We start from the raw sequence: 24,167 nt of genomic DNA on the forward strand, positions 1-24,167 counted from the left end.
AATCGATCATTCCGTTCATCCAGAAACTCGCTAAACTTGCGGTGTTCGGCATGGCAGCCGACGTCTTAGCTGACCAAGGAGACACGGAACATGGCCAGGGTGCCTTTGCCCGGTTTAGAGCTGATTAAAACCTTTGAAGGGCTTCGTCTAGAAGCCTACCCAGACCCCAAGACCGGGGCTGAACCAATTACCATTGGCTGGGGATCCACCCGCCGCCAAGATGGTCGCCCGTTTCGGCTGGGGGAGCGCATCACCCGGGCCGAGGCCGATGACCTGCTCATGGGGCAGACTGAGCAGAGCTTTCTACCTCCCCTAACCCGCATTCCAGGCTGGGGCAACCTGAATGACAATCAACAGGGGGCGATTTTGAGCTTCGCCTACAACCTGGGGGCTCATTTTTACGGCAACCGGGGATTTGAAACCATTTCCCGCGTGTTACGCCAGCAAGCCTGGCAGGATATTGAGGCGGCCCTGATTCTGTACCGTAACCCCGGCAGCAATGTGGAAGAAGGGCTGCTGCGACGACGCCTGGCGGAGGCCAATGTATTTTTGGCCGATACCCCTGGTATATCCTTAAGTTCGGCCGGTCAGCGCTATTTGTCGGGGGGACGCACCCCGGTGGCTGGGTCCAACCTCAGCCGAGAAGCCCAGGCTTACTTGGCAGTTCGGCCCCAGGTGGGCACAGGGGCTGAGTCAACCACTCCCCCCGGCGATCGCCTGTTAATGCTGAGGACGCCGTTTATGCGTGGGGCCGATGTCCAGGCATTGCAGGCGGAACTCCGACGCCGGGGGGCCACCATTACCGCCGATGGGGTGTTTGGCCCGGCCACCCGAACTGCGGTGGAACAGTTTCAGCGGCAACAAGGGATAGCGGTAGACGGCATTGTCGGTCCCCAAACCTGGGGCAGGTTGAGGTCTGGCCCGTCCCCAACCCCGCCCAGCCCCCCACCCCCTAGCGGGCAGCGCTTGCTGCTGCTGACGAACCCGATGATGCGGGGTGATGATGTCCGGACGTTGCAAGAGGCCCTGCGCCGTCAGGGGGCCACCATTACCGTAGATGGCGTCTTTGGCCCGGCGACTAGGGCGGCGGTGGAACAGTTTCAGCGGCAACAAGGGCTAGCGGTGGATGGCATTGTCGGTCCCCAGACCTGGGCCAGGCTGCAGCAGTCGCCCACATCCCCTCCGGCTTCGGCCCGGATGTTGCGCCTGGCCAGTCCCTTGATGGTGGGGGACGATGTGCGAGCCTTGCAGCGAGCCCTGACCCAGGCCGGGTTTCCCCTGGTTGTGGATGGGGCATTTGGCCCTGCCACAGACCGGGCGGTGCGGCAATATCAAACTAGCCGAGGACTGGTGTCTGACGGCATTGTCGGACCACAGACGCGATCGCGTTTAGGCCTTTAGTTATCGGTAAACTTCAGTCGGTGGCGGAAGTTGGCCACCGACTGCACTACCCCCAAGGCCAGAAAGTTAGTGAGTAATGCCGATCGCCCATAGCTCAGCCAGGGGAGGGGAATCCCCGTTACCGGGGCCAGGCCGATGGTCATGCCAATGTTGATCACCACCTGAAACACAACCATTGAAAGCACCCCCACCGCCAGCAGCGAACCAAAGTCGTCCTTGGCGTTTTGGGCAATAATCACCAGCCGATAACAGATAAACCAGTAAGCCACAATCACCGCTATGGCGCCCACAAAGCCCCACTCCTCGCCAATGGCGGAGAAGATAAAGTCGGTGTGCTGCTCGGGAATAAAGCTGAGCTGGGTTTGGGAGCCTTCCCCCCACCCCTGGCCCCAGAGCTTCCCAGCCCCGATGGCAATGCGGGACTGAATCAAGTGATAGCCGCCCCCCAGGGGATCTTTGTGGGGATCTAAGAACAGGATCAGCCGATCTTTTTGGTAGTCCTGCAACAGGCCCCAAAAGACGCTGCCCAATTTGCCAGAAATTAAATTAATCGCCGTCACCAGTACGGTGCTGAACCAGCGCCAGGGCAGGGTAAACCAGGCGATCGCCCCCATGCCCAGGCTCCAGCCTAGCCAGATGGGTAAATTCAGGTGAAACAAGATCGCTGCCGCCAGCGGGGAGATAAAAATCACCAGCCAACCCGGGTTGCAGTTGGCCCAGTAGAGCATGCCCAGGGTAATCGCCCCAAACACCAGCGACGTGCCCAGGTCAGGTTGAATGAACACCAGCGCCCAGGGGGGCAAAATAATTGCCACCGCCGTTACCACGCCCCACAGGCTAGAGGCATCTCGCCGGCTCAGCATGGCCGCCAGGGTAATGATGATCGCCAGCTTGGCAAACTCAGAAGGCTGAAAGTTAAAGCCCAAGATGGTGATCCAACGCTGGGCTCCCAACCCCACGGTGCCAATGAAAATCACTGCCACCAAGGACAGATTGGCTAAGCCGTAGATAATCCAGCGCCACCCCATTAGGGTTTCGTAGCGGCTGCGAGAAATCCACAGGGCCAAGCCCAAACCAATCACCCCGACAAACAAGTGATTTAAGCCGTATGCGGTCTCTGCATGGTTCCGAACACTATGGATGACCACTGCCCCAAACGCAGTGAGGACAATGGGCAGGGTCATGAGTAGCCAGTCGACTTCCTGCCAGCCACCCGCAAACAGACGCCATTGTTTTTGCCACCGTGTATCTAGCCTATCTAGCATGGTGATTCCTCAGTTAAGAGGCCAGGGCGGCGATAGAGACTTTGGCGGCCACCTGTTGGGCGATCGCCCACAGCGCCTTAGCCGAGGCCGATTCAGGATACTGCACCACAATCGGCACCCCCTGGTCGCCCCCCTGGCGCACGGTCATTTCTAGGGGAATGGTGCCCAGCAGGGGCACCCCCAGTTCGGCGGAAATTTTTTCGCCGCCCCCAGAGCCAAAAATGTCGTAGCGCTGATCGGGGGCATCGGGGGGAATAAACACACTCATGTTTTCCACCACCCCCAGCACCGGCACCTGGAGCTGCTGGAACATTTTGAGGCCCCGGCGGGCATCGGCGATCGCCACGTTTTGCGGGGTCGACACAATCACTGCCCCGGCCATGGGTACCGCCTGGGCCAGGGTCAACTGAGCATCGCCGGTACCGGGGGGCATATCCACAATTAAATAGTCCAGTTCGCCCCACTGCACCTGGTACAGGAATTGGCGAATCACCCCGTTCAGCATCGGCCCGCGCCAAATCACCGGCTGGTCGGGGTCAATCAAAAAGCCCATGGATACCATCTTCACCCCGTGGTTAAAGGCGGGCTCCAGCACTTCCCCCTGGGGACCCTGACGGACTTTGACGTTAGCATCGCTCAACCCCATCATCATCGGGGCATTGGGGCCATAGATATCAGCATCAATCAGCCCCACCTTGGCCCCCGCCTGGGCCAGGGATACGGCCAGGTTCACGGCCACAGTGCTTTTGCCTACCCCCCCTTTACCACTGGACACTGCCAGGATGTTGTTCACCCCTTCAATCCCAGTGCGATCGGGCAATGACTTCTGTTGCGGGGTTTCGGCGGTTACTTCAACGCTGACATTAGCCACCCCCGGCAGCGTGCGCACCGCTTTCTCGCAGTCCTCCACAATGAATTCTCGCAAGGGGCAGGCGGGGGTGGTCAGCACTAGGGTAAAGCTGACATTTCCCTCCTCCACTGCGACGTTGCGAATCATGTTGAGTTCCACCAGGCTCTTTTGTAATTCAGGATCCTGGACGGGACGCAGCACCTCCAATACGGAGTTGGAATCTAAAGTTAGGGTCATGGGGTTGCAGTCAGTGGGCTGAGGTGACAGTTACAATTAAGACATTAACTAATTAACGACTATCCCTCATCTTAAAGGGCACTGACCCCGATTGAGCAAATCTGCTCAGGTGATCTCTAGGAAAGATTTTCCCTTTACGTAGGATGGGCAAAGGGCCGTGCCCGTGCCCATCAGGGCTATTAATCGGTGGCCACGAAAACTTTGCCCACCTTACAGGAGGATTTTGTGATCCAGAAGCCCCCTCAAAGTACCCCAGTTAATCTGACCAGCTAGGGCCACAGGGATCTAAATTAAGCTCTGGCAGGCCTGGGATAACTCAGGGGACAGGGGCCAAAAGAGATGATGGCCAGCGATGCCAAGGGCATGGATATTCCCCTCGGGTAGCTCAGTTCTATAGACCGTAAATAAGAGGTAGTTCCTGGGGGCTGGGGTATAGAAGTTGAGCACCTGCCTGACCATTTGCCTGGCCAGTGGCCTAAAGCTGCCGCATGTTAAGGAGGGCTGGGCGCGATCGCAGACCAACGCTACAGCCCCTTGACGGCAGCAGGTTTCCTGGACCAGGGTAGTCGCCGCATCAAGATAACCGGATTTTTGACTGGGATTGGTTTGAACTAGCAGGGCGCTGGCTAAGCACAGCACCGAAAACAGCGGTAATCTAGTCATGCTGAAAACCTCCAAGCTGCCTCATGGCGACGCATGGTGGTGATCTCTGCGGGAGACACATAGCGCCAATAGGTATCGATGTACTGGTCCCACAGCAAGCAATGGTGCGGAATCACCAACAGCACATGGCCTTCCTTGGCGACAACCAGCACTGGCTGATGTCGCAGTAGCCGGGTTTGACAGTTAAGGTCATACAGTTTGGCCCGCCACCGTTGGCCGTAGACCTTGACCAAGCCGGGCTCGTAGACGGCAATCTCCTCCTCCACAACGGCTTCTATGCCCTGGGGTAAAAACTCAAGCTCAGGAACTGTAAACATGACAGGAATGCCTCGCTTAAAACGCTTGAAACACAAAAAAGACTGATGGGTGACTCAGTCACCGCACCAGCCTTGTTGTTAGTAACTAACCTTTAAGACCAGTTCTATGGATCGAGGCGTAGATGGTTCTGTCGTCTTTGACAAAGTGCCCATCTAGCCTTGAGATGATGGATGGGAAGAGGTGCAACTAGGGCATCTCTGGCGGTGACAGGGGCCACCGATAGGAAAAGGTGACTCGGCCAACCACAAAGGCCTTGCCCCGACGTCGGGGTTCAAACTCTAAGCAGACGGTGCCGTGGCCGGTGGTGGTTAACACCTGGAAGAGACTGCGTTCCAGAAAGCTAAAGGGGGTATCTACCTCAGCCTGTCCCAAGGCGAGATCCTGTTGATGTCGGTAGGCGTCTAATTGCTGGCGAGAGACCTGGCTGGGGGGCTGGGGGGCACCACAGAGCGAAACTTTATACGATGGCACTGGCTGGACAGAGACTCGCTTGCACTCCACCATCAGCTTGCCCTCGCAGGCTTGCTGATAGCTGCTGAGCACAAGTTCAGCCGTGGCAAAAAAGTTGCTCAGGGGTTGGGAGGTTGGGGGCTGTGTGGGAGAGAATGCCATGATTTGGCCCTCAGTACGGAGCTAAGACAGCGAACTAACGTCAAAACATCTGGCCGAACGGCCACTGGCCTGGTTCGATCCTTGATTTGACTCGACCATCTACAGGAGTTTTATCAAAACGATAAAATGACTTGGGTCGATGTTATCAATACCTATTGATAATTGTCAAGGTCGCTGCCAAAAGTTAGACCCCGATCATGCGGTTTGATGGGCAGGGGTGCCAATCGTCTAAGGGGCTAAGTGCCTTTGTTGCAGGCCTATACAGCTCATGCGGTCGATATCCCAGCGATTAACAATGGTGATTACCCTAGGACCTGGAGTGAACTTTGATAGCTAAGTTATCAAGTTGATAACTCCTGCGCTACGATGATTGATATCGAGGTCGGTATAGCGCGTTGGTCGCAGGGGATCTCAGGGGATCTAGATAGCCTCAAAGTCCCTATCCTTTTCCTGGAGAGTAATAGCGAGCTAGGGCAAAAACGTTAACGGGGTGCCATTGGCCCGCCCGATTGTGATTAAATCCCCATGAAGTCTGACATTAGACCCTTGTAACCACCCGAAATTACCGATAGGATGGCTAGAATTCGATTTACAGTATTGATAACTCTAAGTGTAAACCCTTAGTGTATTCCCTGGGCCGGAGGCCACCGAGTTCTATGGCTGAAACTTCTGACGGGCTGGTTGACGATGAGACTTTTCTGCAAACGGTGGCCCAACAGCACCAGGTGTCTAAGGCAGAGCTAACCACTCTGAGGTTAGCGCTCCAAAAGCAAACCGCCGAAACCATTGCTGATCAGTTAGGTATTAGCGCCGCCGCTGTGCGCAAGCGACTGGGGGCGGTTTATCAGAAGTTTGGCATTGTGGGTACTACCCCAGGCAAGTTAGAGGCGTTGCGAGGACTGTTAGCTGAGCACCTGGCGGCGTACCGTGGCCAGCGAGGGGATGCCATCTCCCCATCCTCCTCCCCAGCTCAAATAGATTGGGGTGAAGCCATTAGTGCCATCGTCTTTTACGATCGCAAACCAGAACTAGCCCAACTGCGACAGATCATTACCGGCGATCGCTGTCGACTGGTGGCGATTCTAGGCATTGGCGGAGTGGGCAAAACCACCCTAGCGGTGAAAGCGACAGACCAGGTCAGTGCCGACTTTGAGTATGTGATCTGGCGCAGCCTCAGGGAAGCCCCGACCCTCGATCAAATCCTGGAGGACTGGTTTCAGCGTTTGCCCGGACGTCCAGAAAAACCCCTGGATACCCCAGGTCAAAAAATCACCTACTTACTGGACCGGCTGAAGGCGGTGCGGTGCTTACTGGTGCTTGACAACTTTGAATCAATCTTGCAGCGGCAAACTCGGGCGGGAGAGTACCGGGATGGTTACGCCAATTATGGTGAGCTCTTGCGCCGCATTGGCGAGTCTGACCATCAGAGTTGCCTGGTGCTCACCAGTCGCGAAAAACCCCTGGAAGTCACAGCCCTAGAGAGCGACCTGCAACGGACTCGGGCCTTGCAGCTCAATGGCTCTCAGGTGGCGGCCGAAAAGATCTTAGCGGATAAGGGGTTGATTGGGCCTGAGTCTGCTCGCCAGGAACTGACCCAACGTTACGACGGTAACCCCCTGGCGATCAAAATTGTGGCTACGGCCATCAACGACTTGTTTGATGGCCAAATTACTGAATTTCTCAAGCAAAATCAGCCAACCGATGAGGCCGACAGTGTTGCCCCGACGGTGGTTGTGAGCAATTTGCGGCGGTTACTCGACGAACAGTTTGATCGCCTCTCAGCCCTAGAGAAGGGAATTTTGTACTGGCTGGCCCTGAGTCGCGAACCCTTGACCTTGACAACGCTGCGGCAGGATCTATTGATATCTAGCCCCCCCGCCCAAATTTTAGGGGCATTGGAAGATCTGCGGCGGCGATCGCTGATTGAAAAGTTTGATGGGGCCTTTACCCTGCAAAACGTGGTGATGGAATACGTCACCGATACCCTGATTGAAACCCTGTGCCAGGAAATCGCCACCAACCAGTTCCAGGTATTTAACAGCCATGCCCTGCTCAATACCAGTACGAGCGACTACATCCAAGACCTGCAACGGCGGCTGATTCTGCAGCCGATTGTGGCCAACCTCGGCATGCTAGTCGGCAGTGCTAATCTGCGCACCTGGGTCCAACAGACCCTGGTCCACCTGCGGCAAGACGCCAAGCTAACCCGGGGCTACGCCGCTGGCAATTTACTGAATCTGTTGGTTGCCCTCAAACACCCCTTAGGGCATTACGATTTCTCTGGGTTGACCATTCGCCATGCTGACTTGCGCTGGGCCAATTTAAACCACATCAACTTTGCTAAGGCCCAATTTAGCCATTGCTACTTTAGCGAAACCTTTGGCAGTATTCTCAGCATTGCCTTCAGCCCTGATAGCAATTACTTGGCGGCTGGGGCGGCCAACAGTGAAATTCGGCTTTGGCAGATTAGCGACCAACAGCCCGTGCACAACCTGACCGGCCATTTAGACTGGGTCTGGGCTCTGGCCTTTGCCAGCGACCATGCCTGGTTAGCCAGTGGTAGCGCCGATGGCGAAGTCCGCCTATGGAACACTAAAACTGGTAGTGCCATCCGCACGTTTCCTCGCCATAATGCCCGCATCTGGCATGTGTCCTTCCACCACCAGGACCAATGGTTAGTCAGCGGCAGCGACGACGGTGAAGTCCGTCTCTGGGCGATCAACAGCCATCACGCCACGGGCATCACCACCGAGCAGCCCGTGGTTGTGATTCAAAACCAGGGCACTAAAGTGCGGTCCTTAGGCATTAGCCCCAATAGTCGCACTATCGCCATCGGCAAATACGATGGCACCATTGATATTTGGGCGGTTGATTTGCAGCATCCCCAACGACCGGCCCCTCACCAACACCAACTGGCTGGGCACCAGGGGCGAGTCTTAGCCATCAGCTTTAGCCCCCAAGGGAATCTGATGGCCAGCACCGATGAAGCTGGCATCATCCAGATTTGGGATACCCACCACTGGACTCTACTAAATAGATTTCCCAGGAATTCCCACCGGATTAGAACGGCGGCCTTTAGCCCCGATGGCACTACCCTAGTCAGCGGCAGCGACAAGGGCCACATGGGCATCTGGCATCGGGTAAATGAGCTTGATCAAGGCACAGGACCCACAACCCTAAGTGGGCACACCAACTGGATTTGGTCCGTGGCCTTTAGTCCCAATGGCAGACAACTGGCCAGTGGCAGCGAAGACCAGTCGATCAAACTATGGAGTGCGGCAACCGGTAAATGCCTGGCCACCCTACAGGGCCGCAATAACCGCATTTTAAGCCTGGCTGTGCATCCGCAGCAGGATATCCTGGCCAGCGGCAGCGAAGACCATGCCATCTGGCTATGGCGCAGCCAAGACCAACACCCCTATGCCCAGTTATGTGGCCATCAAAACCGGGTGCGGGCGGTGGCCTTTAGCCCCACAGGGGACTATCTGGCCAGCAGTGGGGATGATCAATTGGTCAAGGTCTGGGCGGTCACTCTGAGGGAATGTGTCCAGACCTTTACGGCTCATCAAGACTGGGTGCGCACGGTGGCCTTTAGCCCCGATGGCAAAATTCTCGCTAGCGGTAGCGATGATCAAACCATTCGCCTGTGGAGTCTGCCGGATGGCCAATGGTTGACTACCCTCAAGGGGCATAGGGCCGGGGTGTTGTCGGTGGCCTTTAGCCCCGACTCCACCCACCTGGCCAGCGCCAGTGAAGACAAGACCGTCAAACTTTGGCATATTCACACCGAACGCTGTGTAGAGACTCTCCGCCAACATGCCAGCGAGGTGCTGTCCGTGGCCTTTAGCCCCGATGGCGCCTACCTGGCCAGCGGCGGGGCAGACAAGCAAATTTATGTCTGGGATGTGGCCAGTTTCAGCTTGGTCCATACCCTATCCAAGCATACGGCTCCGGTTCGAGCCGTCGCCTTTGACCCCCAGGGCCAGTACTTGGCCAGCGGTAGCGACGACAAAACGGTAATACTCTGGGATTTGGCCTCGGGACAACCCAGCCTACCCTTGACCGGGCACACCCGCTATGTGTCAGCGGTGGCGTTTGGCTCCCAAGGCCGTGACCTATACAGCAGCGGCAACCAATCTATTTGCCATTGGGATAGCCAGACCAAAACAAGATTAGGGACTGTTTCCCTAGATAAACCCTACGAAGGGGTGAATATTGCCGGGGCAACAGGGCTCTCTTCGGCGCAGGTGATTAATCTGAAAGTCTTGGGCGCGACAGATGCTGCCATTGACCCACTAGCTCCCACACGCCGATCACCCTAGTACTGGGTGGGAGACGATGACCACGAGGGCGTCGGCATCCCTTCTTGGGGGGGATGCGGGTGTCGGGTCTCGGGGGCCGGGTGTCGGGTATCAGGGGGCGGGTATCAGGAATGGTTTGCCGACCGATCCCGCAGAGTCGTCGTGCTGCTGGCCAGGGACCGATCGCGTCACCACAATTGAAATCGAGGATTCTGGCCATTCAAGGCACTGGGATGCTCTGCCGCTTCTGCCAGGGCGGAGGCCACTTTGGCGGCGTAGGGCCGCATCAGCGACCAGGCCAACGGCGATAACCAGCCCTGCAGGGTAATGGAATAGGCAATTTGAGTCCCCCCTAGGGTGGACTTAAAGTGATACGTGACTCGTTCTTCCAACCCAGGAACTGGGAACACCCGGATACTAATCAACTCTCGCGGCTGGACGCGCTCGACAAAAATATTCACCGGTAAGGGCAACAACCGGGTAAACGCCTGGTAAATCAGACCTGGTTTGGGTCGTAACCCCTGGGGGGCATTGGTGCTACTGAGCAGGGGATGCCAGGAGACATCCGCCAGGTTCATCATGGTTTGCCAGAGGGTATCGACGGAGGCCGTACTGACGGCTAGATAGGACTTTTCTAACCGCTGTTGTACCTGCACCCAGTGTTTGACCAGTTGCAAAAACGATAAAAAAGGACGAGGAAAGGTGCGCTCACGAAACATCACAGCCCTCCTGCTGACGATCAGCATCGCCCACTGCGATCGCAAAAACGGTGATCATGATGTGCTGCACAGCCATTTTGCTCATCTTTTTAGTAAATCCCCTGGGGATCAAGGGCAGGGAGCATTCATAATGTGTTGCCTTAAAACGTTAGGTTTTGCAACATAAATGCTCAATATTTGTTTACTCACTTTTCTTCGGTTCGGGTTTCAAGGTAGCGTGGATAAGCTGTTCACGGCACTGTCCCTAGACAGATTCACACCACTCTATGACTACTTCTTCTGCACCTAATCCCACTGCCCAGGGGCAAACGGCCCCTCCTCCCGCTGATTCCCGCGATCGCATCAGCGCCATGCTGAAACAGCTCCAGGACAGCATTTGCCAGCGTCTGGAAACCCTCGATGGTGGTGCCCAATTCCAGGAAGATTCTTGGCAGCGTCCGGAGGGCGGCGGTGGTCGCTCGCGGGTGATTAAGCAGGGGAACGTCTTTGAGCAGGGGGGCGTTAACTTTTCTGAGGTGTGGGGTGACCACCTGCCCCCGTCGATTTTGGTGCAGCGGCCCGAGGCGGCTGGTCATCGCTTCTACGCCACCGGCACCTCGATGGTGCTACACCCCCGCAACCCCTACGTACCAACGGTGCACCTCAACTATCGGTATTTCGAGGCGGGCCCGGTGTGGTGGTTTGGTGGCGGCATTGACCTCACCCCCTACTACCCCTTCGAGGAAGACGTGGTGCATTTCCACCGCACCATGAAGGACACCTGCGATCGCCATGATCCCAATTACTACAAAGTGTTTAAGCCCTGGTGTGACGAATATTTCTACCTGAAGCATCGCCAGGAAACCCGGGGGGTGGGCGGCATCTTCTTTGACTATCAAGATGGGCGCGGCCACCTGTATCGGGGGCCAGACCAGGGCAAAACCGCCGACCAAACCAGCCAGGGGATCGGTGAGCTGCCCCAGCGCTCCTGGGACCAATTGTTCGCCTTCTCCAAAGACTGCGGCAACGCCTTTCTGCCCGCCTACGAACCGATTGTGCAAAAGCGCCATGGCACCGAGTACGGCGATCGCCAGCGCCAGTTTCAGCTGTATCGCCGGGGCCGCTATGTGGAGTTCAACCTGGTGTATGACCGGGGCACCATTTTTGGCCTGCAAACCAATGGTCGTACCGAGTCAATTTTGATGTCCCTGCCGCCCCTGGTGCGGTGGGAATATGGCTACACCCCCGAACCTGGCAGTCCCGAGACCCGCCTGTATGACATTTTCCTCAAGCCCCAGGACTGGGCCAACTGGCCGACAGCGGCCTAATACAGGAAGGAAGAAGGAAGAAGGAAGAAGGAAGAAGAAGGAAGAAGGAAGAAGGAAGAAGGAAGAAGGAAGACAAAAAATATTGCCTGTACGGGCTTTGGCCCCCAAACTTGGGGGCTTCAGATCCCCCCAGAATTCGGGGGCGGGGGGGCAAAGCTGTGGCCTAGTTTTCTGCTCACAACCATGTAAAGAGCCCTGCTGGCGCACAATCCGTAACCGGTCCTGCTCAAAATCCGCCCTGACACCCGCCGGTCAGGGCGGGTTTTTGTATGTAGAAAAATCAAATTCTAGGAAATTGACAAAACCGTAGCCTATGATACAGACATAGAGATAAATCGTTCATCTTTCTACTCGTGGATAACGTTTGTATCCCGGTGGAAGGACGGAAGTAGGGACACTCCCGAAGGAACGCGCCTCAGAACGCCATTCGCTTCAAGGAGGCGACATTATGAAACTCACTTATCGCGGCGTCAGCTACGACTACACTCCAAATCCTGCTCCTAAGCTAGGACCTGCTTACGATATGGGTACCTATCGAGGTGCTCCCATCACCTTCCATGCCATGGCTGAATTGCCAGCCCAACCCGGTGCCGATTTGACCTGGCGTGGGGTGCCTTACCGCAGCGGCATCGAAGCCACTGTGACAGAACCGACCCCGGCCACCGCAGCCTCAGCCGCCCCCATGGCGGGGAGCACAGCTCCGATTGAACAGGATGCAGCGGCAACGGTGGCCCCTCAGCCTGCTCTAGGGGTTACCGAGTTAGCTCGCAATTTGTTTATCCGCCGTCACCAGCGTAGCCGCAAGCGCGAACAGGGGATGATGGTGCGCCTAGCGTCGGAAGTGGGGCTACCGGTGGACGAAGCCGCCCATTACGAAAGTCACATTCAGGGCAAAATGCCCCATGACTTTGGCGGCTATGACCGCAGCTCAACCGCTATGAGCTAAGCAGCCTCTGGAAGGGGAGGGGACACACGTTGGTGGGTTCCCTCCCTTTTTTGTGGCTAGTCCCTGAGGGGATCACAGGGCTGGGAACTCCCCTAAAAACTTGACCTCTGGCTGTAGCCAGAGGGACCAGCGATCGGCCACCTCCCCCTGAATGTGGTGAATCAGCCGGTAAATGTCGGTGGCGGTAGCACCGCCGCAGTTCAGGATGAAATTGGCGTGGCGATCGGCCACCTGGGCGTTACCAATGCGATACCCCTTGAGCCCAGCCTGCTCAATCAGAGAGCCTGCTGTGTGGGGATAGGGGTTGCGAAAAACGCTGCCACAACTGGGCAGGTCATAGGGCTGGGTGGCCCGCCGCTGGTTGAGTCCGGCTAGGGTGTCCGCCGACACCGCCTCAGGATCGTAGCCAGGGCGCAGCTGAAATTGGGCCTCAAGCACCAGCTGCCCGGCCCCCTGTAGGGCAGAGGTGCGATACTGAAACGCTAGCTCTTCAGGGGTAAGCCTGACCAATCCCTGGTTTGGGTGTAGCACCGTGGCGGACACCAATAGGTCGGCCGCACAGCCCCCATGGGCACCCGCATTCATCACCACCGCACCGCCCACTGTGCCAGGGATGCCCACGGCCCACTCTAACCCCCGCCAGCCTCGCTTAGCGGCTTTCCAGGCTAGGGTCGGCAGGGGTTCCCCAGCCGCTGCCGTTACCCGACCGGTGTGGTCCTCAAACCGGCAACCTCGCCAGTGGCGAGAGCAGACCACCAGCCCCGGTAAACCGCGATCGCTAATCAGTAAATTAGATCCGGCCCCCAGGAGGGTGATTGGTAAGGCTTCAGCCTTAGCCCAGGCCAGCGCCGAAACAAACTGCTCCTGCGTGCGGGGGGTGGCTAGCCATTGGGCGGTGCCCCCTACTCTAAAGGTCGTCAACTTTCGTAGAGAAACCTGTGGCTTCAGCCAGGACAGATTGTGAGTCTGGCCGTTAGTCATCAAGAGGGTATGATTCATGGCCTCAGCCTCGCCGGATAACCCCAACTTTTAGCAGGCTTCCTGCAACGAATGCGCCTCAGCTTCGGCATAAAAAGCCATCACCTGGGGAATAATTTGGTTCAAGTTACCTGCCCCCATAAATAATACGAGGTCACCCGCCTTCAGGCTACTTGTTAGCATAGCCTGAACATCGCTGAGGGTGGGGCCATAGGCCACCTGGGGATGGTGTTGGGCGATGGTTTCTGCCACCTGCTTGCCCGAAACCTGGAAGCTATTGGTTTCCCCAGCGCTGTAGATATCGGTGACAATCACCTGGTCAGCATCTCCAAAGGCTGAGGCAAAGTCGTCCAACAGGGCCATCGTACGACTATAGCGGTGGGGTTGGAACACGGCCACGACTCGGCCTGATTCGCCACTCATACCGCGATCAACCACCGTTGGCCGCAGGGGATAATCTACCCGTAGCCGGGCTGCCGCCAGGGTGGCTCTAATTTCACTAGGGTGGTGGGCATAGTCATCCACAAACTGAATGCCGCCATAGTGGCCCCGTTGCTCAAACCGGCGTCGAGCCCCCCGGAACTGCCCCAGAATATCGGCAATGTCGGTGAAAGCAACACCTAGGTGTCGCCCCACCGCTACCGCCGCCAGGGCATTACTCAGGTTGTGGTGGCCCAGCAAACTAAGTTTTAGACGACCCAAGGGTTGCCCCATTTCCCACACCATCGCCGTTGTGCCCTGGCCATGGAACTGGATATCGGTAACGTGGTAAGTGGCGCCAGCCTCAGCTCTCAAGCTGTAGGTAATCCCTGGCTCCAGGTTTTGGCATACGGCCTCGCAGTCCAGGCTGGCCACGAGTAGGTCGCACTGTTGCTGAAAAGCTTGGAAAATACTCACCACATCCTGGAGGTCGTGGTAATGGTCGGTATGGTCAAGTTCGATGTTGGTGACAATGCCAATGGTAGCTGATAGCTTGGCCAGGGTACCGTCAGATTCATCCGCTTCAGCCACCAGATACGGTCCCTGGCCCAAGCGAGCATTCCCGCCCCAACTGGACACTTCACCACCGACCACGATGGTCGGGTCAATGCCAGCGCCTAAGAGAAGGTGGCCAATCATACTGCTGGTGGTGGTTTTGCCGTGGGTGCCAGCCACCGCAATGCTTTGATAATTTTTGATCAGCGCGGCTAAGAGGTCAGACCGATGCAGCACAGGACACCCTAACGCTAGGGCCGCCTGGTACTCGGGGTTGCGTAAGTCAATGGCGGTGGAACAAATTACCTGGGGGGTCACGTCGTAAGTAGCGATGGATGCGGCCATGGGCGTATCCGCCAGATGAGCAGGATAGTCTGGGCTCAGTTTTTTGCCGCAGGTTAGCTCCGGGGTTGAAGCGGTGCAAAAGTACTTGAGGTTATTGGCGTCTTGCTGCCAGAAGATGTGCGCCCCCGCGTCTTGCAACCGACGGGTGATGTGGGTTAAGCGCAAATCAGACCCAGACACTGGCAGTTGTCGTTTGGTCAAGATGTAGGCCAGAGCCGACATGCCTATGCCGCCCACACCAATAAAATGGAACGGTCTGCCGCTAAAATCTACGGAAATCGGCATTATTCACTCCTTAGAACACCACACCACACCATGTGTCAGGCGTAATCATAGCAAGATTTGCCAGATTGGCCTAAATGTCTGTCCTCCTAAGCCGTTGTAACTAAGACTTCGTGGAGAACAGCGCTGCTTCCGGTCAAATCGCCTTAAATCCCTGTTTGCCTGCCTACGTTAAGACACCGGGACAGCGATTCTAGCTTACCCACAGCAGCATAACGGTCCCCGAGGGTAACGCCTTCAGTGTGGCGTCCCAAGTGTAGCGCCCCAGAGAATTGTCAATGGTGCTCAAAGGCCCACGACAGGAGGGGTTGGCCTAAGTACATCATATAAATCCTCTATATAAATTAAACTGAATCAGCAAAAATACTTATGACACGATGGCCACAGTTGGCCCCCAGGAATTCCATGCCAGCGGCGACTTCCATAGAAACAGCCGAGCATCCTTCTCAAGAGTATTGACTTAGATCAATGGGGTACGCCTATAAAGATGAACATGCTTTGCGATATTATGGTTTCGTCTAACTAAGAATAGATACCTAGTCCGAGTACAACAGAGGGTTAAACGCAGTGATTAGAGTAGCAATTAATGGATTTGGCCGCATTGGTCGTAATTTCTTACGTTGTTGGCTAACGCGGGAAAACAGTGGTCTTGAGATTGTGGCTATCAACGATACCTCCGATCCAAAGACCAATTCCCATCTGCTGAAATATGACTCGATGCTAGGTCGTCTGGATGCCGATGTTCAAGCTGGGGAAGATAGCTTGATCGTCAATGGCAAAACTATCAAGTGCTACTCTGACCGCAACCCTAATAATTTGCCCTGGGGGGCCTGGGACATCGACCTTGTGATCGAATCAACCGGGGTCTTTGTGAGTGAAGAAGGGGCGTCTCGCCACATTGAAGCGGGGGCCAAGAAAGTGCTGATTACGGCTCCGGGCAAGGGAGGCAATATTGGTACCTATGTGATGGGGGTGAACCATGCAGACTATAGCCACGATAAGCAGAACGTGGTGAGCAATGCCAGCTGCACGACCAACTGCCTGGCACCTGTGGTCAAGGTGCTGCATGAGAACTTTGGCATCATCAAAGGCACCATGACCACCACCCACAGCTATACGGGTGACCAGCGGCTGCTAGATGCCAGCCACCGTGACCTGCGTCGGGCTCGGGCCGCAGCGCTGAACATTGTGCCCACCACCACAGGGGCTGCCAAGGCAGTGTCACTGGTGATTCCTGACATGGCTGGCAAACTCAATGGTATTGCCCTGCGGGTACCCACCCCCAACGTGTCTGTGGTTGACCTGGTGGTGCAGGTACAGCAGCCTGCCATCGCCGAGCAGGTTAATGGCGTGCTCAAAGCTGCCGCCGAAGGTCCGATGAAAGGAATTCTGGCCTATAGCGACCTGCCCCTGGTGTCAATTGACTACCGTAAGACCGATGAATCATCCATCGTTGACTCTAGCCTGACCATGGTGATGGGCGGCGACCTGGTGAAAGTAGTGGCTTGGTATGACAACGAGTGGGGCTACAGTCAGCGGGTGGTTGATCTGGCTGAACTGGTTGCCGCCAAGTGGCAATAGGTTACGGAATCCTCTAAAAGCCCGGGCCTAGGCCCGGGCTTTTTAGTTACTCTAGCCCCAGTGAGGTCATGCGAATTTCACCGAGGGCGGCGTAACACTGCTTGATTTCGTCAATCAAAAGGGTGGCAGCAGGGGTGTCTCCTAGGGTGCAGGCCACGCTCAGATGGTGTTGCAGGTGTACGATCGCCCGATCGTAGTCCCCCATCGCTAGGCTAGCCCGAGTCAAGTAAGTGAGGGTGCGTCGCAGGGTGTGATTGTCGATCGCCCCCACCGTGCCCGCCTGGCTGAGGTGCAGAAAGGTTTCGTAACAGGCGATCGCCCCTTTGAAATCCCGTAGCGCCAGGTAGGTGTTACCCAGGTTTTGCAAAATTTGTAGGCGAATGGTGGTTTCCTCTAGGGCTGCGGCCAGTCGCAAACTGGCCTCATAGAGGGTGGCCGCCTGGCGCGTCAGCCCTTTGGCCCGGTAGACCATAGCCAGGTTGTTGAGGGAGCGCATCTCCCCATGGCGATCGCCGATTAGCTTGGCCAGGTTCAGACTCTGGCTCATATAATCGAGGGCTCGCTTAAGATCCCCCAGGTGGCGGTAGCTATTGCCTAAATGCTCTAGGGCTTGTTGTACCGACTGGCTATGGCCCAGGCTTTGGGCCACCTTCAGGTACTGGCGCCCATAGTCTGCCGCCCACAGATAGTCGGCCAGGCGATAGTGCAAGCTACCCAGCAGTTGTAGCACCCGCGCTTCCCGGGGTTGATCCCCCAGGTTGCGATAGGCGTAAAGGGCCTGTTGCAGGGCCGCCAGGGCCTGACCGTAGTGCCCTTGACGGAAATAGGTCAGCCCCTGGCGTGACCATTGGGCCGCCTCGGCCCCTTGATCTTGACGACATTGGCTGGCTACGGCCTCTGCCTGGGCTAGTAGCGACGCATCCCGAGGCAGCTGAACCGTTGGTTCATCCGCCAGAATCAGAGTTGGTTTTGGAGTAGGGGGAATTGGAGAAGTCATAAGCCGAGGTCGCAGTTACCCTGCGGTTACATTCGGATCGGTCCCTACTGTCCCGGCACCCAAGTTAACAATCGATGCGAAATACAAGAATAAAGGATGGCAGATGCAAAGCCAGGACGATAAACAGGGGCATTAATCTCTTCATCATAGGTTTATCTTGAAGCGGTTAACACCGTGCTTTCACCCTATCCCCAGGCTACTCCTGGGGGGATTATGCGAGAATTAACGGAGAAGATGGTATTGAATGGGTGCGATCGCCGCCCGCTTCCCCCGCCTTTTTCCCAGACACCTCGATTCTAGCTTCATCAATTTTTTACCTGCAATCCACAAGGGAAGAACGAAGAGGGAAGAACGAAGAGGGAAGAACGAAAAACGAAGAGGGAAGAACGAAGAGGGAAGAACGAAGAACGAAAATGGAAGAACGAAGAACGAAAAATCCAAAATCCAAAATCCAAAATTCCCCCTCCCCATCCCCCCATCCCCCCCTCTCCCCATCCCCCCATCCCCCCATCCCCCCATCCCCCCCTCTCCCCCATGCCCTACCCAGACGAAACCCTCCTCTTTCACCCCACCCCCCCTGCCGACGGGGCCTTAGAGGTCGTCTTCGCCTTTCCCAACGAGTACAGTGTCGGCATTACCAGCCTGGGTTACCAGGTGGTGTGGGCTACCCTGGCCCGGCGGGCGGATGTCAGTGTCAGTCGCCTGTTTACCGATCGCGGTGACCCCCTTCCCCTGCGGCCTGATCTGCTGGGGTTCTCCCTCTCCTGGGAATTGGACTACAGCAATGTGCTCACCCTGTTAGAGTCCCTGGATATACCGGTACACGCTGCTGAACGGGGGGACGAGCATCCCCTGGTATTTGGGGGCGGCCCGGTGCTCACCGCTAACCCCGAACCCTTTGCCGCGTTTTTTGACCTGGTGTTGCTGGGGGATGGGGAAACCCTGATCGACGACTTTTTAGACCAGATGGTGGCCCTCAAAGCGGCCCGGCGGCCAGAAAAGCTGCTGGCGCTGGCCCAGGTGCCGGGGGTGTATGTGCCATCGCTGTACCACGTCACCTATGACGGGCCTGAGGGGCCTGTGGCCACCATCACGCCCAAGCAGGCCGACGTTCCTCCCCGGGTGCCCAAGCAAACCTACCGGGGGAATGTGCTGTCTACCTCAACGGTGGTCACTCCCCGGGCCGCCTGGGAAAATATTTTTATGGTAGAAGTGGTGCGCAGCTGCCCGGAAATGTGCCGCTTTTGCCTGGCCAGCTATCTCACCCTACCCTTTCGCCCCGCCAGCCTGGAAGGGTCGCTGATTCCGGCCATAGAGCGGGGGCTGCAGGTGACCGATCGCATTGGTTTGCTGGGGGCTTCGGTGACCCAACACCCGGAATTCGATGCCCTGCTGGACTATTTAAACCAACCCCAGTTTGACCATGTGCGGTTGAGCATCGCCTCGGTGCGCACCAACACCGTCAATGCCAAACTGGCCGAAACCCTCACCCGCCACGACACCCGCTCAATCACCATTGCGATTGAAAGTGGCTCGGAACGGGTGCGGCAGATTGTGAATAAAAAGCTGGCCACCGCCGAGATTGAGCAGGCGGCGATCAATGCCAAAGCCGGAGGCCTAAGTGCCATGAAGCTCTATGGCATGGCTGGCATTCCGGGGGAAACCATGGATGATCTGGAACAAACCGCCGCCCTGATGGTGCATTTGAAAAAAGCGGCCCCCGGCCTGCGGCTGACCCTGGGTTGTAGCACCTTTGTGCCCAAGGCCCATACCCCCTTTCAGTGGTGCGGGGTGAACCGGGACGCAGAAAAACGGCTGAAGTACCTGCAAAAGCAACTGCGGCCCAAAGGCATCGACTTTCGACCCGAAAGCTATAGTTGGTCAGTGATTCAAGCGTTGATATCCAGGGGCGATCGCCGCCTCACCCCCCTGTTAGAGCGAGCCCGCCACTACGGTGACTCCCTGGGCAGCTACAAGCGCGCCTTCAAGGACCTGCGCGGTCAGCTGCCCCCCTTGGCGTTCTATGTGCACCAGGACTGGGAGCTGAATCAACCCCTGCCCTGGGATCATCTAGCTGGCCCCCTACCCAAAGAGACCCTGCAAAAGCACTGGGCCACAGCCTTCTCTGGGGAATAGTTTGAAAAACGAAAAAAGAAAAGAGAAGAACGAAAACTGTCTACTGTTTATTCTTGCCTAAAGCGGTGCATTGCTTCGCGAATGCACCCTACACCACTCCAAAATTCCCCTCTTCCAATTTCCCCGCCAGGGCGGACACCCAGGTCCGCCCCTACGCCACCTTCCCCACCCCATCACCCATCCACCCATCCCCCCATCCCCCCATCCCCCCATCCCCCCATCCCCCCACCTCACCGACAGCCCAAACTATCCCTCGTCGCCACCCCGGTCACCGGGTTCACCCCATCGGCGTAGGCGCACATTTTGCTCACCTGAAACCGATCGATGATCGCCCCTGAAAAGTCTGCTCCGGTGAGGATGGCGTCGTTAAAGGTGCTGCTGGTGAGCAGGGCGTCAATAAATAGCGCGTTGGATAGATCCGCCTCGTCAAATAAGACGCGATCGGCAAAGGTTTCCGACAGGTTGGCCCCAGCCAGGTGGGCTTTCACAAACGAAGCCTTGGTGAGGATGGTGCGGCTGAGGTCGGCGTTTTCAAAGTTGGCCTCTCGCATCTCCGCCGCCGCAAAGGAGGTGCCCGACACATCCTTACCGGCAAAGTCACGGAAGCTCAGGTCGGTGAGGGTGTAGTCGACGGCGTTCTCTTGGGCGATCGCGCTTGCCCCCCACCCCAGCCAGCCCCCCAGCCCAACGATCAGGGCACAGACCCAGGCCACCAGTGCGGTCACAGACCGTTTACCCGTCATCCTACTTATCCTCCCGAACGAACCAGCCATGATTGATCTCCAAGTCTCTTGATTTAGGACGCTATGGACTGATTTTAAGCTGCAAATGCTCTGGCAGTCGCCGCAGCACTCGCCGGGTCGCCCTATCCACTGGGGCTAGGGTGATCTGCCCTTCAACACAGGTGTCCTGGGTGGCCGCATTTTGAATGTCGTATTGCCACACCAGCCGCACCCCCCGGCTGGGCTCAAGGCGCGCCCTAATTAAGGCCGTGTCCCCCAGGGTGAGCGATCGCCGGTACCGCAGCCCCACATCCACCACCGGTAGATCCACCCCGGCTTTCAGCCAGTCGGCAAAAGTCAGGCCATGGGCCGCCAGCCAGGCCACCCGGGCCTCTTCCATCCAGGCGATGTAGGTGCCATGCCAGACAATGCCAGCATAGTCGGTGTGGTGGGGGTGGATTGTCACCCGGTACTCAAACCAGGGGGGAAGAGAAGCGTTAGCAGCCATGGGTTATCTCTAGAGTGCAATGCCAGCCTATCGTGCCCCGCCCGCTCTACTACAAATTATGAATCGCCCCAAAGTAGGCTCAAAACAGGTGCCTATGATGGTTGTGGACTGACTTTAACCCAGACTCCAGCTCTGTTCGGCACATCACACGAGGACACCATGATTGAAAAAATTCTTTTAGCCGATTCTGGCATTGGTAACACCGAGGCCATGATGAAAGTACTGATGGATATCCCCTTGATTCAGCGAGCGGCGGTCACCGTGCTGCATGTGGTGCCGTCCCAGGTGTCTGCCGAAGCCATGGCCGCCAAGTGGGAAGAAGGGGGGCGCACCCTGGCCACAGCCATTACCAAGCTGAACCTGGACCCCAGCCGGGTTAACGCCATGCTGCGGGAGGGGGATCCTAAAGACGTGGTGGTGCAGGTGGCGGACGAAATCGACGCCAGCCTGATCATCATGGGCTCCCGGGGATTGCAGGGGCTGAAGGCGATTCTGGAAAATTCCGTCAGCCAGTATGTGTTTCAGCTGTCGTCGCGACCGATGTTGCTGGTCAAAGATGACCTGTACACCATTCGCCCGATCAAGCGGGTGATGGTGGCGATGGACAAGTCAGACTCCGCTAAAGAAGGGCTGAACATTGCCATCTCCCTATTACGAGATGTGAAGGGTTCCGAGCTAACCCTGGTGCACACCGTCTCCAGCCTGAAAGCCAAACCCTTTGATGTGGCTAGTGCCGACCCCAGCAAAGACCCGATTTTGACCGCTGCCGCTAGCGAAGCTCAAAAATATAGCATTGGCTATAAGCTGGTGGCCCCAGAGGGCAAGCCGGGCCAGCGGATCTGCCAGTTGGCAGACGAGCGCAACATTGATCTAATCGTGCTGGGCTCCCCCGATCGCCGTCCCAGTATCGCCAAGGGGCTGCCTGACCTGGACCGCCTGGTGGGCGAATCCCTGTCTGACTATGTGCGGGTCTATGCCCCGTGCCCGGTGCTGCTGACCCGGATGGCCGGTTAACCGTAGGGCTTATCCGTAAACATTCGTAATAGAAACAGGGATTAAATCAGTCTAAGTTAACAATTGTGGCTATTTAAGTATCTGTTTCAGACCCCCTTAAACCAAATCCAAGTCCAGACCTAGAGTTCTGCCTGTGGGAAAACTCCAAATCCCGAGCTGGACTTGATATAGAACACCTGTTGAAAGCGAGACCTTAAAGCATGAGTAGCACCCTATCCACCGAGCTTCGCGAAGGCACCAAGAAAGCCCACACCATGGCCGAGAACATGGGGTTTGTGCGCTGCTTTTTGCGCGGAGTCGTTGAGAAGAACTCTTACCGCAAGCTGGTGGCCAATTTCTACTTTGCCTATGCCGCCATGGAGGAAGAGCTGGAGCGCCACAAGCACCATCCTGTGGTATCTAAAATTTACTTCCCAGAGCTGCACCGTAAGGCCTCTCTGGAGTCAGATCTGGCCTACTATTACGGCCCCAACTGGCAAGAGCAGATTTCCATGACCCCCGGTGGTCGGGCCTATCGCGATCGCATCCATGAGGTGGCCAACACCCAGCCCGAATTGCTGGTCAGCCACTCCTACACCCGTTACATCGGTGATCTGTCCGGCGGCCAAATCCTCAAGGGCATTGCCCAGCGGGCCATGAACCTGGCCGATGGCGAAGGCACCGCCTTCTACGAGTTCCCGGAAATCCCCGACGAGAAAGGCTTCAAAGCCAAGTACCGCGAATCCATGGATGCGGCCCCCGTGGATGACGCCATGATCGCCCAGATCGTCGAGGAGGCCAACGCCGCCTTTGGCATGAACATGGAAATGTTCAAAGAGCTGGAAGGCAACTTGATCAAAGCGATCGGGCAGATGCTGTTCAACACCCTGACCAGCCGTCGTCGCCGGGGCAGCACCGAACTGGCCACCGCCGAGTAGAGTGCATCCCAGTTTTGCAGCCCACTCAAGAGAAGCCGCTCCGCGTCTACACCCTAAATCCCTCTCCCAGAGCGGGAGAGGGACTTTGAATCCGGCCCCCCTTCTCCCAAAATGGGCTACTAAGTACACACATCTTGGCCCTCTCCCCAAACCCCTCTCCCAGAAGGGCGAGGAGCTTTGAAAGCTCTACTCCCCTTTCTCCCATTTTGGGAGGAAGGGGCTGGGGGATGGAGGGAAAGCCCTGCCCACAAGGGTCTCACAGGACTTATGTGTATCAAGTAGCCCAAAATGGGAGAAGGGGCTGAGGGATGTAGAGCTTTGCTCTTCCCGCAGGGTGGGCCAACTTGCAAAACTGGGATACAGACAAAATCTGGATCCAATCGTCTGATAGTCCCCTCCTGGGAGGGGTAGGGGTGGGTAAATCCGGGCTGGGAAGCCTTTGGCCCGTCTTCCCAACTATGATGGTGTCATGCGATCGCCCCTTTCCCCACCCCCAACCCTAGCCATGCTCAAGCCCGCCGCTAGCCCCACTCGCTGGAGCTGGCGGCGGGCTGGTTTTGTCGGCCTCAGTGGTCTGGCCATGGCGGCGGCCCTGCCCCCCCTGAGCTGGTGGCCCCTGGCCTGGGTGGCCCTGGTGCCCCTGTGGTGGGTGGTGGCGTCGACGGTGGCGGGGGCGTGGCAGTTGGCTGCCGCCTATGGGTTGCTGTGGGGCCTGGTGTACTACGGCACCTCCCTGGTGTGGATTACCCATTTGCACCCCCTGATGTGGATGGGCATCCCCTGGGCCGGTAGCATCGCCATCGCCCTCTTTGCCTGGGTATTCATTACCCTGTGGGGTTCGGTGTGCATTGCCCTCTGGGCCGTGGGGCTGCGCTGGCTGATGCATCACCGCCCTAACACTCCGTCCCTGCACATTCTGGGCGCCACCGCCCTCTGGTGCCTGCTCGAAACCCTGCGCAACTACACCCCCCTCGACTGGTCCCCCCTCAGCCTCACCCAGAGCCCCAACAACCTCTGGATTCTGCACCTGGCCCGCCTCTCCGGCCCCCTCACCCTCACCGCCCTGATCGTCGCCACCAACGCCCTCCTCGCC

Annotated in this window: 19 protein-coding genes, 1 pseudogene and 1 riboswitch; of the genes and pseudogenes, 9 read left to right on the forward strand and 11 right to left on the reverse strand. The window is 57.1% G+C overall.

All coding sequences use genetic code 11. From position 1 onward, the window contains the following. The first annotated feature begins 90 nt into the window (after positions 1-90). Positions 91-1,401, forward strand: coding sequence for a peptidoglycan-binding protein (locus E1H13_RS11430; protein WP_169613543.1), 1,311 nt, complete (start codon positions 91-93; stop codon positions 1,399-1,401). Here the strand turns inward: E1H13_RS11430 and rodA are convergent. The 5 genes from rodA to E1H13_RS11455 form a co-directional block, all read right to left on the reverse strand. Beyond that, on the reverse strand, positions 1,398-2,666 hold the full coding sequence (rodA, locus tag E1H13_RS11435; RefSeq protein WP_169613544.1) for a rod shape-determining protein RodA: 1,269 nt from the start codon (positions 2,664-2,666) through the stop codon (positions 1,398-1,400). The two genes, E1H13_RS11430 and rodA, sit on opposite strands and share 4 nt — an antisense overlap. Before the next feature lie 13 nt (positions 2,667-2,679). Next, positions 2,680-3,753 (reverse strand): Mrp/NBP35 family ATP-binding protein, encoded by a 1,074-nt coding sequence (locus E1H13_RS11440; RefSeq protein WP_169613545.1) that lies wholly within the window; start codon positions 3,751-3,753, stop codon positions 2,680-2,682. 285 nt (positions 3,754-4,038) lie between these two features. Then, positions 4,039-4,416, reverse strand: a complete 378-nt coding sequence (locus E1H13_RS11445; RefSeq protein WP_169613546.1) for a DUF4359 domain-containing protein — start codon at positions 4,414-4,416, stop codon at positions 4,039-4,041. Next, positions 4,413-4,733 carry a hypothetical protein gene (locus E1H13_RS11450; RefSeq protein WP_169613547.1) on the reverse strand — a complete coding sequence of 107 codons (321 nt, stop codon included), beginning with the start codon at positions 4,731-4,733 and terminating at the stop codon, positions 4,413-4,415. The genes E1H13_RS11445 and E1H13_RS11450 overlap by 4 nt, the downstream gene beginning before the upstream one ends. A 187-nt stretch (positions 4,734-4,920) precedes the next feature. Next, positions 4,921-5,346 carry a hypothetical protein gene (locus tag E1H13_RS11455; protein ID WP_169613548.1) on the reverse strand — a complete coding sequence of 142 codons (426 nt, stop codon included), beginning with the start codon at positions 5,344-5,346 and terminating at the stop codon, positions 4,921-4,923. A gap of 656 nt (positions 5,347-6,002) precedes the next feature. On the opposite strand from E1H13_RS11455, the gene E1H13_RS11460 reads away from it, so the two are divergent. Beyond that, positions 6,003-9,668, forward strand: coding sequence for an NB-ARC domain-containing protein (locus E1H13_RS11460; RefSeq protein WP_169613549.1), 3,666 nt, complete (start codon positions 6,003-6,005; stop codon positions 9,666-9,668). 167 nt (positions 9,669-9,835) lie between these two features. On the opposite strand, the gene E1H13_RS11465 is transcribed toward E1H13_RS11460, so the two are convergent. Continuing rightward, a complete protein-coding gene (locus E1H13_RS11465) occupies positions 9,836-10,366 on the reverse strand; it encodes an SRPBCC family protein (RefSeq protein ID WP_240966593.1) in 531 nt (176 codons plus the stop codon). Positions 10,367-10,632: 266 nt separating this feature from the next. On the opposite strand from E1H13_RS11465, the gene hemF reads away from it, so the two are divergent. Next, a complete protein-coding gene (gene hemF, locus E1H13_RS11470; RefSeq protein ID WP_169613550.1) occupies positions 10,633-11,673 on the forward strand; it encodes an oxygen-dependent coproporphyrinogen oxidase in 1,041 nt (346 codons plus the stop codon). A gap of 334 nt (positions 11,674-12,007) precedes the next feature. After that, a riboswitch (Glutamine riboswitch) is annotated at positions 12,008-12,088 on the forward strand. Between the two features lie 33 nt (positions 12,089-12,121). Then, positions 12,122-12,619 (forward strand): DUF4278 domain-containing protein, encoded by a 498-nt coding sequence (locus E1H13_RS11475; protein WP_169613551.1) that lies wholly within the window; start codon positions 12,122-12,124, stop codon positions 12,617-12,619. Positions 12,620-12,691: 72 nt separating this feature from the next. Here the strand turns inward: E1H13_RS11475 and murB are convergent, their stop codons facing one another. Then, entirely contained in the window at positions 12,692-13,618 is a 927-nt protein-coding gene (gene murB / locus E1H13_RS11480; RefSeq protein ID WP_169613552.1) for a UDP-N-acetylmuramate dehydrogenase, read from the reverse strand. Between the two features lie 30 nt (positions 13,619-13,648). After that, positions 13,649-15,202 (reverse strand): UDP-N-acetylmuramate--L-alanine ligase, encoded by a 1,554-nt coding sequence (gene murC, locus E1H13_RS11485; RefSeq protein WP_169613553.1) that lies wholly within the window; start codon positions 15,200-15,202, stop codon positions 13,649-13,651. Between the two features lie 564 nt (positions 15,203-15,766). On the opposite strand from murC, the gene E1H13_RS11490 reads away from it, so the two are divergent. Continuing rightward, positions 15,767-16,780: a type I glyceraldehyde-3-phosphate dehydrogenase gene (locus E1H13_RS11490; protein WP_169613554.1), complete on the forward strand. Its 1,014-nt coding sequence runs from the start codon at positions 15,767-15,769 to the stop codon at positions 16,778-16,780. 46 nt (positions 16,781-16,826) lie between these two features. Here E1H13_RS11490 and E1H13_RS11495 read toward each other — a convergent pair whose 3' ends face one another. After that, positions 16,827-17,777, reverse strand: a complete 951-nt coding sequence (locus E1H13_RS11495; RefSeq protein ID WP_169613555.1) for a tetratricopeptide repeat protein — start codon at positions 17,775-17,777, stop codon at positions 16,827-16,829. Positions 17,778-18,311: 534 nt separating this feature from the next. On the opposite strand from E1H13_RS11495, the gene E1H13_RS11500 reads away from it, so the two are divergent. Further along, positions 18,312-19,913, forward strand: a complete 1,602-nt coding sequence (locus tag E1H13_RS11500) for a radical SAM protein (protein WP_169613556.1) — start codon at positions 18,312-18,314, stop codon at positions 19,911-19,913. A gap of 230 nt (positions 19,914-20,143) precedes the next feature. Here E1H13_RS11500 and E1H13_RS11505 read toward each other — a convergent pair whose 3' ends face one another. Next, positions 20,144-20,656, reverse strand: coding sequence for a pentapeptide repeat-containing protein (locus E1H13_RS11505; protein ID WP_169613557.1), 513 nt, complete (start codon positions 20,654-20,656; stop codon positions 20,144-20,146). 61 nt (positions 20,657-20,717) lie between these two features. After that, positions 20,718-21,143: a thioesterase family protein gene (locus E1H13_RS11510; protein ID WP_169613558.1), complete on the reverse strand. Its 426-nt coding sequence runs from the start codon at positions 21,141-21,143 to the stop codon at positions 20,718-20,720. Between the two features lie 159 nt (positions 21,144-21,302). Between E1H13_RS11510 and E1H13_RS11515 the strand changes: the two genes are divergently transcribed. The 3 genes and pseudogenes from E1H13_RS11515 to E1H13_RS11525 all read left to right on the forward strand — a co-directional run. Continuing rightward, entirely contained in the window at positions 21,303-22,157 is an 855-nt protein-coding gene (locus tag E1H13_RS11515; protein WP_169613559.1) for a universal stress protein, read from the forward strand. A gap of 200 nt (positions 22,158-22,357) precedes the next feature. Continuing rightward, positions 22,358-23,074 carry a biliverdin-producing heme oxygenase gene (locus E1H13_RS11520; protein WP_169613560.1) on the forward strand — a complete coding sequence of 239 codons (717 nt, stop codon included), beginning with the start codon at positions 22,358-22,360 and terminating at the stop codon, positions 23,072-23,074. A 439-nt stretch (positions 23,075-23,513) separates the two neighbouring features. After that, positions 23,514-24,167: pseudogene (locus tag E1H13_RS11525) on the forward strand (apolipoprotein N-acyltransferase); the annotation flags it as partial.

The organism is Nodosilinea sp. P-1105 (genome assembly GCF_012911975.1).
GTDB lineage: Bacteria > Cyanobacteriota > Cyanobacteriia > Phormidesmidales > Phormidesmidaceae > Nodosilinea.